The organism is Pseudoalteromonas rubra (assembly GCF_005886805.2).
In the GTDB taxonomy this organism is placed as follows: Bacteria; Pseudomonadota; Gammaproteobacteria; order Enterobacterales; family Alteromonadaceae; genus Pseudoalteromonas; species Pseudoalteromonas rubra_D.
The window spans coordinates 3,686,797-3,701,839 of record NZ_CP045429.1 but is presented as its reverse complement, the minus strand read 5'-3'; the positions used below and the strand labels follow the sequence as shown (position 1 = coordinate 3,701,839).

Genomic DNA, 15,043 nt, shown 5'->3' with positions numbered 1-15,043 from the left:
GCCGAGACTTCCGCAAGACGACAATCATCTCATCATCTGTCCCCCCCCAGATTTGCACAGGCAGCAACAGCGCGTTATGAGCTTCATGGTTTGAATTGTTAAGATTGGTGGTTGAATGTTAATTTATTGGTGTGTGGTTTGTGTTGTGTGCTGTTAAATTTCAGCTCGGTAGTAACGCAGTGCTGCATTATCGGGAGCAGTGTATGGCTGCTGAAAAACATTTAATCACTTCAAGGACTAGATCATGACAGTTTTATCACGTTTTTTCTTTTTGACTACTTTAGTATTCAGTCACGCGAGTCTGGCCAGTATTCATCTGGTGGAAAACGAATGTAGCGTGGCACTGAACACCCACAGTGGTGCACAGAGCGAGCATTTACTCAGTCAATCCGCTTTGGCCCCAGACCCCTCGTTACGATTTCTCGGTTTTGATGTTATAGAGAAGCAAGGGGAGCCGCATCTTAGGGCGCGTTTCGCGGCAAGCGATCTGGAGTTTGTGTTTTTTGATATCTACTCAGGTGAGCGCTCTTTACACTGTGGTGCTTTTTTCCCTGAGCGCGGTCAGAGCCAGCGACAAGCCTGGGCAGCAGATTTGCCCGTGCGTGAGGCACTGGCCCGGTTGCAAGACAGTAACCCCCTGAATATATGGGTAAATAGCGATCGACTGATTGGGGGGAAGTTGCAGAGGTTTTTAACCCAATTATCTTATAGTCGAACTGAACTGTTGAACTTATTGCAGCACAATGATGCAAACCACCTTCCTTATGAGCTGAAGATGCAGCACCCCAGCGATCTCAATCAGGTTTCAGCTGACAATGAGATTGTGTATTGCCTCAACTCACGGTTTGGGGATTGTGACTACAGTCATGGCGATCACCCTGGCTATGGTGGACCCTGGGCGGATATTGAACATCTGATCTTGCCTATCAAGGGAGAGCTAATACTAGATGGTTATATCACCCGTTTGTTGTTTAAAGAGGACGTTGTGCAAGACGGTTTGAATGTTACGGCAACCGACTTCGGTGTCTGGAACTGGGCAAATCCGGTTTACGAGCTGGGGTCGCTGCGTGAAAATGCCAAAGCTTTTTTGGCACCCTTTTTCACGCTAAGTTACCAAAGTGCGCCAGGTTCGGAGCAGATACAGACAAAAATTGCCTGGGACATTCCATTGCAGCATGGGGCATTTCTTAACCGTAATACCTATTACCGTGACGGTGAGACGTATTGGTTGATGAACTTTGCTTTTGAACACAACCTTCTTGGTAGTCCCGAACAGGCAAAACAGCTTGGCTATGCTGAGCATGAATATCAGCGCCAAACTCAAGCCAGCTTTATTGCTTTGACGGGCCTTAACGAGGCAAAGCAGGGGGCGTTTAAACTGACACCACTGAGAGTTACTTTCCCTTAAACCCTTTAAAACTGCTGGGTCTGTGGATATTAGGCCCAGCTGAACATTGCAAATTAGCGATTAACGGTACATTTTTAGCAAGAAAAGCATCTGCTTTTGTCAGTAATTATTCAGCTTAAGACAGCTATGTTGGCGTGATGAAATATCACTATTTATTGCTATTAATGATGCTTAAACCTGTGCTGGCGCACGCTAAAACCAGCATTTGCTATGGCACAACGGCACGGGGCTCGTTGAGCGGCGGGGTTGAACTGCCATACACCGGGAACAACTTCGAAGGTTACAGTCAGCTTGCACGCCTGGCAGGGCGCACCTATGTGCATTCAGAGGTGTATGAAATTGTGACAGCCTCTTATCAGGCGCTGGAAACTACACACCCAGATAAAGTCTATAAGTACGCAGAGACAGGCTTTGCCGAAGGTGGGCGGTTCAGGCCACACAAAACCCATCGCAATGGTTTATCAGTAGATTTTATGACGCCAGTCATTGATGAAGCTGGTCAGTCAGTGCATTTACCCACGCATCCGTTCAACAAGTTTGGTTATCTCATTGAGTTTGATGAGCATGATCAGTTTGACGGCCTGGAGATAGATTATGCAGCGATGGCGGCGCATATTGTTGTATTGCACAAACAGGCCAAGCGTCGTGGCCACGATCTGTGGCGCGTTATTTTTGATCCTAAACTACAGCCAAACTTGTTCAGTACACAATATGGGGAATATCTGAAAACCCATATTCAGTTTTCTAAAAAACCGTCCTGGGTTCGTCATGATGAACACTATCATGTTGATTTTGATATACCCTGCGAGCCCATGGCTGAAACCGGATAATGCGGTTTCAGTCATGGTGTTAATCGCAAATAAATTTAATCAGAAATCTATTAGCGGCATAAAGGTGGCGTAGGCCTGCACAAATGCGGCTGGATCAGATTGCTTTAACTGCATAATGTCGACCTCTGACATGATCTCAGGCTGGCCATCAAAGGCATCTGGAGTACCGAACAGTACATGGCTTGCCATCGCGGAAGCGGTAAAGTTGAGGCCCTGCAAATGCGCGATACAGCCGGTATCCGGTTGGCTCCAGATATCTTCAATAAAATTTTTCATGATCTCTGCGCCACAGGTGCTGGTACTGGCGTCATGGGTGTGGCTGACAAAAAGTACCCCATGATGGGTTTGTGGAAGCTCAACATAACGCTGATTAATGTTAGTAAAGGCGTCTTGGATCAGTGATATATAGGTATGTGGCGTTTGCGGGTCTAAATCGCCATTGAGCGCGAGTGTTGGCATGTAATGGTGCATGGGTTGATACACGTAGGGGTCAGTGTAACGATTACCCCAAACCTGCTTGTCCAGGTGAATCCGGTAGTTCATAAAATCCGGGTAGCAGGCAATGGCGTCCTGGCAATAAGCTTGCTTGCTATGCAAATCGCGTTGCACATGATTAATTTCGTTGTGTGTAATGAGCTTTGAGACCACCTGTGAAAACCCGAACGGGTCTTTTGCCGGGAGTTGCATGATCTGCCTGCCCAGGCCTTTAAAGACAAAATTATGCAGGTTATTCAGTGCTATTACGTCGTTGCTGTTGCAACGATTTAGACGATGTAGTGTGGGTATGAGTATTTGTTCTACCGAGCGTGACAAGCCGAGGATCGAAAGCATTTGCAGTGCCTGGCGGTCAAAATCCAGTCCCGCGCAACTCTGGGCGGTAAAAATGTCATCAAGACGCGCTTTGAGCTGCTGCAGTGAGCTGAAATTTAATCGCGACTGGCACCTTGTATCAAGCTGGCAGTAGGCTAACAAATCGTCCAGTGTCGCGTTAAAGTTTTCATCCCAAAGGTCACTACCAAATTCGGCAGGTGGCAGCACGGAGTCGAGAATAATGGCCTGAGCACCGGTTGGGGCAATTTGACTGAATCTTTGTGCCCACAGCGTGCCATAAGAGACACCATACACATAGCTGGGTTGCCAGTCTCGCACTTTACTTTTGCCGATCACATACTCCAGATCTCGCGCCGCTGCTGTGGTATTAAACTCAAACAGGTCATCGCCCCATTGCTGATGGAGATCATCAAAACAAGTTTTGGCATACTGAGCATAATCGCTGACAACCGGGTTACTGCAGGCCAGGTGAGTCGACCAGCCAACACCGCGATGTTCCAGTACGAATAAATCATAGTGTTCGGTAAAAGGCGCCAAGGTGGTGTTTAACTGCTGCACAAAAAAGCTCCCTGATCCACCAGGACCTCCCTGTAACAGCCAAATGTGTCCTTTACTGTTTGCCGATTTTGCAGGGTATTTTGAGACCAGCACGGAGATGTTTTTGCCGTCGGGTGCCTGCCAGTTGAGAGGCATGTCGGCCAGCGTACAGGTGTTTTTGCCATCTGCGGATTGAAACTGCGCCGGGCATTCGCCCCAGTTAAAATCCAGATAGCGGTTAAAGTCAGATTGGGTCAGCTCAGCGCCCTGACTGGTACTGGCCAGGGTGAGCATGGTGAGTGCGACAAATGAGGTTTTCATGCTATTCCTTTACCTTGTTGTTAACTTTTTGTGTGAAGATTCACATTAGCGCATCTCTACTTTGTTGTGTATCGTTTTTACCTGAAAAAGGTTCATGTTGATATGTTAAGTAAATATACTGAACGCCATCGTCACAATTGCATCCGCTGTTTAATAGGGTTACAAAGGAGTAGCATTTACTGGCTCATAAAATAAGGAAGTTAAATTGTTCTGTACAGAAATCACTGCTTCACAAGTCCCCCTGGCTTTGTTACTCGAGGCGGATCCTTCGGAGCATAACATTCGTCAGTATATGCAGGATGCCTGGTGCTATGTTGTCAAAGCACAAAGACAGATTGTTGCTGCCTGTGTGGTTGGGCCAAAAAACGCGTCGTGTGTTGAGATTTTTAATGTGTCTGTACTTCCTGCTTTCCAACAGCTGGGGATTGGCACTGAACTGCTGAAATATGTGCTGGCAGAGCTAGTTGAGAAACAGGTCATTCGGGCAGAGCTGAGCACGGGGACGTTTGGTTATCAGTTAACCTACTATCAGCGTTTGGGGTTTAGAGTAGGCAGTGTGGTTAAGGATCATTTTGTGTGTCATTACGCCGAGCCTATCATTGAAGACGGCATTCAACATAAGGACGCGCTGAGACTCTATATCAATCTGGGCGACAGTGATGGGGCGTAAAAAACCCCATCAGCTTGGTTTTAATATACCCAGATGCTGTGAATTCTTGGGTGTCTGTTATTTTGACCTGAACAACCGCTAACCCAAAAACGAACCTTCTTTCCCGCAAATTTGGCAGCCAGCAAGGTGGCATGCATCGCATTGTAGTTAGGGTGAGAAGGAACGATTGCATAGTACTCTGGGTTTGAGCAGCCGTCCGGGTTGCCAGTGATGCTGCTGCCGTGAACCATAGTCCAGCTGTTATTCACATAGATTGTTTGAATCTGGCCAAGGCTGGTTTGCGCACCAGCATACACCTGACCAGAAAGAAGTAGCGTACATGCTGCTGTTATGAGCTTTTTCATTGTATTTCCTTTGTTATTAGCTTCGGGACGGACTTTAACATACACAGAAGTAAACGTGTATTGCTTTGTGCCTGTTATTGGAGGTGGTGCTTTATGCCACCTAGTAATGGCAACTTTTTGATATTTAAGCAATTTGATTTTGTTTTTTGTGTTTTTTGTTGATCTAATAGGCACGGATAAGTATAGTGCGCGGTGCACATAATAACGCGGTGCAAATAATAACAAACAAGGAAATCTAATAATGAAAAATATAGTTTTAGTACTCGCACTTCTCATCTTATCTGTGGCTGGTTTTAAAGCACAGGCAAATAGCTACGTAGATACCTACCCCAAAGTGACCAAAGTGTATGTTAACTCAGGCGGTTTGGCTTTGATCCGTATTGAATCTCATGATAACTGGCTTGAACTGGGTAAAGTGGGCGATGCGAAGACCGACGCATGGGTTGCCATTGCTTTGGCTGCCGCCCTGTCTGGGAAAAAAACATGGATCCGTTATTACCCAAGTACGTCCGGTTATCCCAGAGTGTCCATTCTGAGCGTTAGTGCCTAACTAAATAATGCACTGGCTGCCTAATATCTCCGGTTGCCAGTGCGTTGCCCTCCTTAAGCTTTGAAATTTTACGTCTTCTCCATGCGGGCCCAACTCGCAGCCTAATAACCATACTGCTATTTTCACAGCCTCACAGATGTGTCCCCTGGACAAGTATGACGTAACCCTATAGTTGGTTTTTCTATCTGGTCTGACCATTTTATTTTCCTTTTTTAAATCATTTAACTTGTATAAAGTTTAGTCACTTTGCGCGGGCTTTTCTGTATTACTTTTAGCCGCAAAGCGCCGAATTTTGACAGTTGCGCTTGATTTTGATAACGTAGTGCACAAATTTGGTATGACCAATTTACCTTTAGGGTTGGGCTTACCGGATCTGTTTAAGTAAAGAGTGAGCTGGATCAGCGCCTTGCCTGTGTTTTGACAGGCAGTGCATGTACAGCTGGCTTGGGGGTTCACCAATAAACTCGGCGTTTAATCAATGTCTTTAAAGATAAAAGCAGCGAAACTATCAGATGTGATTCTGGAACAACTGGAAAACATGATCCTCGAAGGGTCATTGATGCCAGGTGAAAAGCTGCCGCCGGAGCGTGAGCTGGCCAAGCAATTTGAAGTGTCGCGACCTTCATTGCGTGAGGCAATTCAAAAGCTTGAAGCTAAAGGGCTGGTTACCCGACGTCAGGGTGGCGGCACTTATGTGAAAAATCAGCTTGAGGAAGGTCTGACTGATCCCTTATTTGAGTTGATCAGTAAACACCCCGAGTCACAGTTTGATTTGCTGGAGTTTCGTCATGCCCTGGAGGGCATCGCAGCTTATTATGCAGCCATGCGTGGTACGCAAACCGATCTCGATAAAGTGGAACAGAGCTTTGATGACATTGCCAGTGTTGGTGATGACCTGGTGCAAAAAGCCAGAGCCATCAACACTTTCCATTTTACCGTAGCAGAAGCATCACATAACGTGGTGTTGCTGCACCTGATGCGGGGTATGCAGTCTTTACTGGAACAAAATGTATTGCAGAACTTAACGGTGCTGGTGCAAAAGCCGGATGCCAGTGAACAGCTTGCTCACCATCGAGAAGTGTTAAAAAACGCGGTGATCGAAGGCAAGCCTGAGCAGGCACGACTGGCCAGTAACGCACACTTAGCCTTTATTGAGGAGGCGTTGCTGGAAGCTGGACGAGAGCGCTCGCGTATTGAGCGCAGCTTGCGTCGTACCAAAGCGCAGTAATATATAAAACAGAGCCGTAAGCTAACGCTATAGAATAAATTCGTATTTTAAACATAAGGAACACTCCATATGTCTGAAGTCAATAAATTTGACGTAGACGCGCTAGAAACCAAAGAGTGGTTGCAGGCGCTTGAGTCGGTTGTAAAAGAAGAAGGCGTAGAGCGCGCACAATACCTGCTTGAGCAGGTACTTGAGCAGGCGCGTCTGGATGGCGTTGATATGCCAACGGGCATTACGACCAACTATGTCAACACTATCCCGGCAGATCAGGAACCTGCCTATCCGGGGGATGTGAATCTTGAGCGTCGTATTCGCTCAATCATCCGCTGGAATGCGATCATGATCGTACTGCGCGCTTCCAAGAAAGATCTGGAGCTGGGCGGACATATGGCGTCGTACCAGTCGTCAGCAGCGTTTTATGAAATGTGTTTCAACCATTTCTTCCGCGCACCGAATGAAAAAGACGGCGGCGACCTGGTTTACTATCAGGGTCACATTTCACCAGGTATTTATGCCCGTGCATTCGTTGAAGGCCGTCTGACTGCAGAGCAGCTGGATAACTTCCGTCAGGAAGTAGACGGTAAAGGTCTGTCTTCTTACCCGCACCCTAAACTGATGCCTGAATTCTGGCAGTTCCCGACCGTATCTATGGGTCTGGGTCCAATCGCTTCTATCTATCAGGCGCGTTTCCTGAAATACCTTGACGGTCGTGGCCTGAAAGACACTGCCGAGCAGCGTGTTTACGCTTTTCTGGGCGACGGTGAAATGGATGAGCCGGAATCTCGTGGTGCGATTTCTTTTGCGGCCCGTGAGAAGCTGGATAACCTGTGTTATCTGATCAACTGTAACCTCCAGCGTTTGGATGGCCCGGTAATGGGTAATGGTAAGATCATCCAGGAACTGGAAGGTCTGTTCAAAGGTGCTGGCTGGAATGTGATTAAAGTCGTGTGGGGTTCAGGCTGGGATAAGCTTCTGGCGAAAGACACCACAGGTAAACTGTTGCAGCTGATGAATGAAACCATCGACGGCGACTACCAAACGTATAAAGCCAAAGATGGCGCGTATGTACGTGAGCACTTCTTCGGTCGTTACCCGGAGACTGCTGCACTGGTTGCTGACATGACAGACGAAGAGATCTTTGCGCTTAAGCGTGGTGGTCATGAGCCTTCTAAACTGTTTGCTGCGTTTAAAGCGGCACAAGACACCAAAGGTCGTCCGACTGTGATCCTGGCTAAGACTGTAAAAGGTTACGGCATGGGTGAAGCGGCGGAAGGTAAAAACATCGCCCACCAGGTGAAGAAAATGGACATGACGCACGTTGAGCACCTGCGTTCACGTCTGGGCCTGGAAGATTTGGTATCTGACGAGAAAATCAAAGACCTGCCTTACCTGACACTGGAAGAAGGCTCTGCAGAGTATGAATACCTGCATGCCCGTCGTAAATCACTGCATGGTTACACGCCACAGCGTCTGCCTAACTTCACAGAAGCACTAACGCTGCCAGAGCTGGATGCGTTCAAGCCGCTGCTTGAAGAGCAAAAGCGTGATATCTCAACCACTATGGCCTATGTGCGTGCGTTGAACATCCTGCTGAAAGACAAGGGCGTAGGTAAAAACATCGTGCCTATCATTGCCGATGAAGCGCGTACTTTCGGTATGGAAGGCCTGTTCCGTCAGATTGGTATTTATAACCCACACGGTCAGAACTACACGCCTCAGGATCGCGACATTGTTTCTTACTATAAAGAAGCGACGTCTGGTCAGGTACTGCAAGAAGGTATCAACGAGCTGGGTGCAATGTCTTCATGGGTGGCTGCGGCAACGTCTTACAGCACCAATGATCTGCCAATGATCCCGTTCTACATCTACTACTCTATGTTCGGTTTCCAACGTGTTGGCGACATGGCGTGGATGGCGGGCGACCAGCAGGCACGTGGCTTCTTGCTAGGTGCAACAGCAGGTCGTACAACGCTCAACGGTGAAGGGTTGCAGCACGAAGATGGTCACTCGCACATTCAGGCGGGCACGATCCCGAACTGTATTTCTTACGACCCAACGTTCGCGTTTGAAGTAGCGGTTATTCTGCAAGACGGTATTCGTCGTATGTACGGCCCGGAGCAGGAAAACATCTTCTACTACCTGACACTGATGAACGAAAACTACCATCAGCCAGCGATGCCTGATGGTGCAGAAGACGGTATCCGTAAAGGTATCTACAAGCTCGAAAGCTATACAGGCGATAAGGCCCAAGTACAGCTGATGGGTTCAGGTACCATCCTGAATGAAGTACGTAAAGCCGCGCAGATCCTGAGCGACGATTACGGCATTGCATCAGACGTATTCTCTGTGACTTCATTCAACGAGCTGGCACGTGACGGTCAGGACGCTGAGCGTTTCAACATGCTGAACCCGGATGCAGAGCAAAAAGTGCCTTACATCACAACGGTATTGAGCAAAGCGCCTGCAATTGCTGCCACTGACTACATGAAGAGCTATGCCGATCAGGTTCGTGCTTTCATGCCAAGCGAGTCATACAAGGTGCTGGGCACTGACGGTTATGGTCGTTCAGACAGCCGTGAAAACCTGCGTCGTCACTTTGAAGTGAATGCAGGCTATGTCGTAGTTGCTGCACTAAGCGAGCTGGTTAAGCAAGGCAAAGTTGAGAAATCAGTAGTAACAGACGCTATCAAGAAATTTGATATCGACACAACCAAAACCAACCCACTTTACGCATAAGAGGCTAAGTGATGGCAATCGAAATTCATGTACCAGATATTGGCGCCGATGAAGTTGAAGTAACCGAGATTTTGGTCAGCGTTGGCGACACGGTAGAAGAAGAGCAGTCGTTGATCACCGTTGAAGGCGACAAAGCGTCAATGGAAGTGCCTGCTGCGCAAGCGGGTACGGTTAAAGAAATCAAAATCAGCGAAGGCGATAAAGTATCGACTGGCTCATTGATCATGGTTTTTGAAGCAGCGGGCGAAGCGCCTGCTGCTGAAGCGGCACCAGTAGCAGCTCCGGCTGCTGCTGCGCCTGCACCGGCAACTGCTGAAGTGAAAGAAGTTCACGTGCCAGACATTGGTGGCGACGAAGTTGAAGTCACTGAAATCCTGGTTGCGGTTGGCGACAGTGTTGAAGCTGAGCAATCTTTGATCACCGTTGAAGGCGACAAGGCGTCAATGGAAGTACCAGCGCCATTTGCTGGCACAGTCAAAGAAATCAAAGTTGAAATTGGCGGCAAAGTCGCAACGGGCAGTTTAGTCTTTGTATTTGAAACAGCGGGTGCAGCAGCCCCCGTTGCAGCTGAAACCGCACCAGCGGCAGCTCCTGTTGAAGCGACACCTTCACTGCAGGAAGTACAGGTACCGGATATCGGTGGCGATGAAGTTGAAGTCACTGAAATCATGGTTGCTGTGGGCGACAGCGTTGAAGAAGAGCAGTCGCTGATCACCGTAGAGGGCGACAAAGCCTCAATGGAAGTGCCAGCGCCATTTGCCGGTACAGTCAAAGAAATCAAAGTGGCGGCTGGCGATAAAGTCTCAACCGGTTCATTGATCTTTGTTTTTGAAACGGTTTCGGCAACGGCACCAGCACCGGCAGCATCAGCGCCTGCAGCAGCACCGGCTCCTGCGGCAAAAGCGGCACCTGCAGCAGCGCCTGCACCAAGTGCAGCGAAAGACGAGTTTGTGGCCAATGATGATTATGCGCATGCATCGCCTGTAGTACGTCGTCTGGCGCGCGAGTTTGGTGTTAACCTGGCACGCGTTAAAGGCACAGGTCGTAAGAACCGTGTTCTGAAAGAAGACGTTCAGAACTATGTGAAAGAACTGGTTCGTAAGGTTGAGTCTGGCGAGATCAGCAAAGGCGGTAACTCAGGTGGTGGTGAACTGGGTCTGATCCCTTGGCCAAAAGTCGACTTCAGTAAATTTGGTGAAGTCGAAGAGAAGAAACTGTCTCGCATCCAGAAGATCTCTGGCGCTAACTTGCACCGTAACTGGGTTCAGATCCCGCACGTGACTCAGTTCGATGAAGCTGACATCACCACACTGGAAGCATTCCGTAAAGAACAGAATGTACTGGCTGAGAAGAAGAAAATGGGCGTGAAGATCACCCCATTGGTATTCGTGATGAAAGCCGCAGCGAAAGCGTTGGAAGAGTTCCCAACCTTTAACTCATCACTTTCAGAAGATGGTGAAAGCCTGATCCTGAAGAAGTATGTGAACATCGGTGTGGCGGTAGATACGCCAAATGGCCTGGTTGTGCCTGTCTTCAAAGACGTCAACAAGAAAGGCATCATCGAGCTGTCTCGCGAGCTGATGGACGTATCTAAGAAGGCCCGCGAAGGTAAGCTGACTGCGGCTGACATGCAGGGTGGTTGCTTCACTATCTCGAGCCTGGGTGGTATCGGTGGTACGGCATTTACGCCAATCGTGAATGCACCAGAAGTTGCTATCTTAGGGGTGTCTAAGTCTGAGATGAAGCCGAAGTGGAATGGTAAAGAGTTTGAGCCGCGCCTGATGGTGCCGCTGAGCTGTTCATACGACCACCGTGTTATTGACGGTGCGTTGGCAGCCCGCTTTACTGTGACCCTGGCCAATTACCTGAGCGACATTCGTCAGCTGGTAATGTAAGCCAAAGCAAAACCGCATGACTCAGGTTATGCGGTTTTGTCATATTTTTACTGTCCTGTCTGATATTTGGGCGGGACATCTGTGGGTGCGAATGATACACTTTCGCGCAACAAAAAACTCTCTCTGATTGTTGGTGGCAGCGCTTGCCGATGATCAGGCACAATTGGGTGCGGATACTCACTCGAGTAGAGTCCCGTTCGAATAATAGTTAAGGTAATAACATGAGCAACGAAATCAAAACTCAAGTTGTTGTACTAGGCGGTGGTCCTGGTGGTTACTCTGCAGCATTCCGTGCAGCAGACCTAGGTTTAGAAGTTACATTGATCGAATCTCGCGATACCCTGGGTGGTGTGTGCTTGAACGTAGGTTGTATTCCTTCAAAAGCACTTTTACACGTTGCTAAGGTAATCGACGACGCGGCTGAAATGGCTTCACACGGTGTGACTTTCGGTGCTCCTCAAATCGACCTGGACAAAATCCGTAGCTGGAAAGAGTCTGTAATTGGTCAGCTGACAGGCGGTCTGTCTGGCATGGCGAAAATGCGTAAAGTTAAAGTAGTTAGCGGCTACGGTAAATTCACCGGCTCTAACTCTATCGCGGTTGAAGGTGCAGACGGCACAACAACAGTAAACTTCGACAACGCCATCATCGCTGCGGGCTCTCAGCCTGTTAACCTGCCTTTCATCCCACAAGATGAGCGTATCATTGACTCAACTGGCGCGCTTGAGCTGAAAGACGTACCAGAAAAGCTACTTGTTCTGGGTGGTGGTATCATTGGTCTTGAAATGGGTACGGTATACCGTGCACTGGGCTCGCAAATCGACGTAGTTGAATTTGCAGACCAGCTGGTACCTGCGGCTGACAAAGACGTTATCAAGATTTACCAGAAGTACGTTAAAGACAAGTTCAACGTGATGCTGTCTACTAAGGTTGTTGCAGTTGAAGCGAAAGAAGACGGTATTTATGTATCGTTTGAAGGCAAGCAAGCACCAGAAGGCCAGGTACGTTACGACAAAGTATTGGTTGCTGTTGGTCGTACACCTAACGGTAAACTGCTTGACGCAGACAAAGCGGGCGTTGCGGTTGACGAGCGTGGCTTCATCAATACTGACAAGCAAATGAAGACTAACGTAAACCACATCTACGCGATTGGTGACATCGTAGGTCAGCCTATGCTTGCGCACAAAGCGGTTCACGAAGCACACGTTGCTGCTGAAGTGATTTCTGGTAAGAAACACTACTTCGATCCTAAGTGCATTCCTTCAATCGCCTACACAGACCCAGAAATCGCATGGGTGGGTGTGACTGAGAAAGAAGCGAAAGAGCAAGGTCTGAGCATCGAAACTGCGGTATTCCCGTGGGCTGCATCTGGTCGTGCGATTGCTTCTGCACGTACTGAAGGTCAGACTAAGATGATCTTCGACAAAGAGACTGGTCGCGTGATCGGTGGTGCTATGGTTGGTATCAACGCTGGTGAAATGCTGGGCGAGATCGGCCTGGCAGTTGAGATGGGTGCAGACGCAGAAGACGTGGCACTGACTATCCACGCTCACCCAACGCTGAACGAGTCAATCGGCCTGGCGGCTGAGATCTTTGAAGGTTCAATCACTGACCTGCCTAACAAAAAGGCAGTGAAGAAGAAGTAATCGCTACTTCTGAATGAACTGAAAAACCCGGCTTATATAAGCCGGGTTTTTTGTAACTAATTCACTGTACTGGTCAAATCCAAGCGAATACTTCTTTTTGTCATTTTCATGCTCGATTGGACTCATATCATCCAGCGAGCTGTGCAGCCTGCTCTTGTTCAATATGTTCCTTCCACGTGTAAAGAAAACGGGTACTGACGCCTACTGCTTCTGCTGTTTGAGCTACTGCATAACCTTGTTCACTGACTAAGGTGGCAGCCACTTCTTTAATTTCTTTAGGGTATGAATTGTATTGTCGTTTTTGCGTTGCCAAGGAGAGCGCGATGTTTGACATTATTGTCTCTTGTCAATGTGTCCGGATCTATTAGACCACTACAAGTGGCTACATTGAGAGCCTCCGAATATTCCAGCGCAATCAGCACATAAGGTTTTAAATACACCGTATTTCTCAATGACTGAACTCATCAATTGCAAGCATCTGGTGGTGGTTTCGATGGAAATTTATCACGACATCGAAATTTTTATCAATTATTTGTCTCAAATCAATACCTTTCTTTATATATTGACGCAGCATACCACTTGTATTTGCTCTACGCTTCTGGAAAGAGAAAAGATGCACAATGTAAAGTTCAACTTCAAAAGTGGCCGAGATGAACGCGTTGGCTATAAGTTAACCTCTATTGTCTACTGTGATTGTATACATATATCCAGTGTACCCCATACGACGCGAGGTGAACTATGATTGTCATTACCACACTTTCTTCTGGCTTTTAAGCTGCACTTTTGACAAGCAAAAAATGTGTTTTTCGTTCAAAATGTGGTGACTTATGCACCTGTTCAGCGAGATTTCTCTCCTGAAACTTACTTTTAGTAAAAATTTCATAATTTTTTTTGTTGCGATTTTTACGCTAATTGATTTCTTTGTATGGTTTTTGTTCGAATCAGTTTAGTTATTAACTCTGATTAGTATTGTTGCAATTAATGGTACGTTGGCGCGAGCTGTTTGAGGCTGCGCCAATATGAAAGCTGATATGACAATAAGGTGGTGTATTCGAACAAAATGCAAGGGAAACACTCATAGTGTTCTGTAATTTGATGAATTAAAATGTTATGAATAAATCTAAGTTTTTGAATTTTAAAACTATTTAATCATGATTTTGCGTGCTCTCCCTCTTGACCCTGACCCTGTACAGAGCAAACATGCTCTTTCCTGTCATTTATTTTCGTCTGTATTGCTAGCAATGTACTTTTATCCCCCAGGGTCTCAATCGTGAGTCTAAAACCTTCGAAAATCATACATAGCCACCGGAAAACGATAGTAAGTGTAAAGGTCTGTTCTCAGTCATGCTGGCCTGGTGCGTGAATGTACATTGGTATTTATTCGCTTGAGTCGCTTTGTTATCACACAAATGCATTCTGCCATTTTGTGAAATGCAGTCGTGCAGGTACACGTATAGTGCAGAAAACCCGGCGTGCCAGCATTGTTAGTAAGAGCTGTATGATGACGCGAACTATCAATACAGCAGCCCCAAGCGCCTTCGGAAGGATTTCTGAAAATACTTAAGCTGACTTTCCTTTTGATTGCGGATCCGTAATTGTCACGAATGCTTATTTCAGGCTTCTGTGGTTTTAAACTTATGTGCGCTAGGGTTTGCGCTATATCGATTGGGTTTAAGATGCGGCTCACCTAAGAGCTGAGTCTAGTAAAGAGTCTTATTAGATATGTTTGATGTCATACATTCAATCCTTCTTTTTGGCCCCGCTACAAGGTCAGACAGTCTTACTGTCAGTGTTGATTGCAAGACTATCTGGCTCAGCAGGGCAAAGCAAACCACAAAACACGCTATAACGCGCCTACTTCATGTTTAAAACAGCCTCTGAATAAGATGTATAGATGCATACGCCAGAAAATACCAAGGCAGATGTATCATTTGTCGACAGCCCATTGATGGTGAGGTTTTCTAATCTGCTCTTTCATATTAAGACGACGACTTAATAGTTATCAAAATAAGTCATTATCCCTTTATTTGCAATTGAGTAAGGGGGG

General features: G+C 47.2%; 11 protein-coding genes. 8 read left to right on the top strand and 3 right to left on the bottom strand.

The window, feature by feature from the left end; genetic code table 11:
• The first annotated feature begins 244 nt into the window (after positions 1-244).
• Both CWC22_RS15930 and CWC22_RS15925 read left to right on the top strand, forming a co-directional pair.
• On the top strand, positions 245-1,408 hold the full coding sequence (locus tag CWC22_RS15930) for a hypothetical protein (protein ID WP_138538756.1): 1,164 nt from the start codon (positions 245-247) through the stop codon (positions 1,406-1,408).
• Positions 1,409-1,545: 137 nt separating this feature from the next.
• A complete protein-coding gene (locus CWC22_RS15925; RefSeq protein ID WP_138538757.1) occupies positions 1,546-2,238 on the top strand; it encodes a penicillin-insensitive murein endopeptidase in 693 nt (230 codons plus the stop codon).
• Positions 2,239-2,277: 39 nt separating this feature from the next.
• Here CWC22_RS15925 and CWC22_RS15920 read toward each other — a convergent pair whose 3' ends face one another.
• Positions 2,278-3,927, bottom strand: coding sequence for an alpha/beta fold hydrolase (locus CWC22_RS15920; RefSeq protein ID WP_138538758.1), 1,650 nt, complete (start codon positions 3,925-3,927; stop codon positions 2,278-2,280).
• 205 nt (positions 3,928-4,132) lie between these two features.
• On the opposite strand from CWC22_RS15920, the gene CWC22_RS15915 reads away from it, so the two are divergent.
• Entirely contained in the window at positions 4,133-4,597 is a 465-nt protein-coding gene (locus CWC22_RS15915) for a GNAT family N-acetyltransferase (RefSeq protein WP_171045091.1), read from the top strand.
• A 20-nt stretch (positions 4,598-4,617) separates the two neighbouring features.
• Here the strand turns inward: CWC22_RS15915 and CWC22_RS15910 are convergent, their stop codons facing one another.
• Positions 4,618-4,941, bottom strand: a complete 324-nt coding sequence (locus tag CWC22_RS15910; protein WP_125560670.1) for a hypothetical protein — start codon at positions 4,939-4,941, stop codon at positions 4,618-4,620.
• Positions 4,942-5,182: 241 nt separating this feature from the next.
• Between CWC22_RS15910 and CWC22_RS15905 the strand changes: the two genes are divergently transcribed.
• The 5 genes from CWC22_RS15905 (at position 5,183) to lpdA (ending at position 12,996) form a co-directional block, all read left to right on the top strand.
• The gene (locus CWC22_RS15905; RefSeq protein WP_138538759.1) at positions 5,183-5,491 is read left to right on the top strand and encodes a hypothetical protein; all 309 of its coding nucleotides are present in this window, start codon (positions 5,183-5,185) and stop codon (positions 5,489-5,491) included.
• A gap of 478 nt (positions 5,492-5,969) precedes the next feature.
• Complete coding sequence (gene pdhR, locus CWC22_RS15900; protein WP_010384087.1) at positions 5,970-6,719, top strand: pyruvate dehydrogenase complex transcriptional repressor PdhR; 750 nt, start codon at positions 5,970-5,972, stop codon at positions 6,717-6,719.
• Between the two features lie 69 nt (positions 6,720-6,788).
• Positions 6,789-9,455 (top strand): pyruvate dehydrogenase (acetyl-transferring), homodimeric type, encoded by a 2,667-nt coding sequence (aceE, locus tag CWC22_RS15895; RefSeq protein WP_138538760.1) that lies wholly within the window; start codon positions 6,789-6,791, stop codon positions 9,453-9,455.
• A gap of 11 nt (positions 9,456-9,466) precedes the next feature.
• Entirely contained in the window at positions 9,467-11,350 is a 1,884-nt protein-coding gene (gene aceF / locus CWC22_RS15890; RefSeq protein ID WP_138538761.1) for a pyruvate dehydrogenase complex dihydrolipoyllysine-residue acetyltransferase, read from the top strand.
• A gap of 221 nt (positions 11,351-11,571) precedes the next feature.
• Complete coding sequence (gene lpdA / locus CWC22_RS15885; protein ID WP_010384093.1) at positions 11,572-12,996, top strand: dihydrolipoyl dehydrogenase; 1,425 nt, start codon at positions 11,572-11,574, stop codon at positions 12,994-12,996.
• Positions 12,997-13,123: 127 nt separating this feature from the next.
• Here the strand turns inward: lpdA and CWC22_RS15880 are convergent, their stop codons facing one another.
• Positions 13,124-13,330, bottom strand: a complete 207-nt coding sequence (locus CWC22_RS15880) for a transposase (protein ID WP_138538762.1) — start codon at positions 13,328-13,330, stop codon at positions 13,124-13,126.
• Positions 13,331-15,043: the final 1,713 nt, after the last annotated feature.

What these genes read in the sequence shown, in the direction of transcription:
- lpdA (WP_010384093.1), top strand. Translation starts at nt 11,572, where the DNA reads ATGAGCAACGAAATCAAAACTCAAGTTGTTGTACTAGGCGGTGGTCCT.
- CWC22_RS15920 (WP_138538758.1), bottom strand. Translation starts at nt 3,927, where the DNA reads ATGAAAACCTCATTTGTCGCACTCACCATGCTCACCCTGGCCAGTACC.
- CWC22_RS15880 (WP_138538762.1), bottom strand. Translation starts at nt 13,330, where the DNA reads ATGTCAAACATCGCGCTCTCCTTGGCAACGCAAAAACGACAATACAAT.
- aceF (WP_138538761.1), top strand. Translation starts at nt 9,467, where the DNA reads ATGGCAATCGAAATTCATGTACCAGATATTGGCGCCGATGAAGTTGAA.
- CWC22_RS15910 (WP_125560670.1), bottom strand. Translation starts at nt 4,941, where the DNA reads ATGAAAAAGCTCATAACAGCAGCATGTACGCTACTTCTTTCTGGTCAG.
- CWC22_RS15930 (WP_138538756.1), top strand. Translation starts at nt 245, where the DNA reads ATGACAGTTTTATCACGTTTTTTCTTTTTGACTACTTTAGTATTCAGT.
- pdhR (WP_010384087.1), top strand. Translation starts at nt 5,970, where the DNA reads ATGTCTTTAAAGATAAAAGCAGCGAAACTATCAGATGTGATTCTGGAA.
- aceE (WP_138538760.1), top strand. Translation starts at nt 6,789, where the DNA reads ATGTCTGAAGTCAATAAATTTGACGTAGACGCGCTAGAAACCAAAGAG.
- CWC22_RS15925 (WP_138538757.1), top strand. Translation starts at nt 1,546, where the DNA reads ATGAAATATCACTATTTATTGCTATTAATGATGCTTAAACCTGTGCTG.
- CWC22_RS15905 (WP_138538759.1), top strand. Translation starts at nt 5,183, where the DNA reads ATGAAAAATATAGTTTTAGTACTCGCACTTCTCATCTTATCTGTGGCT.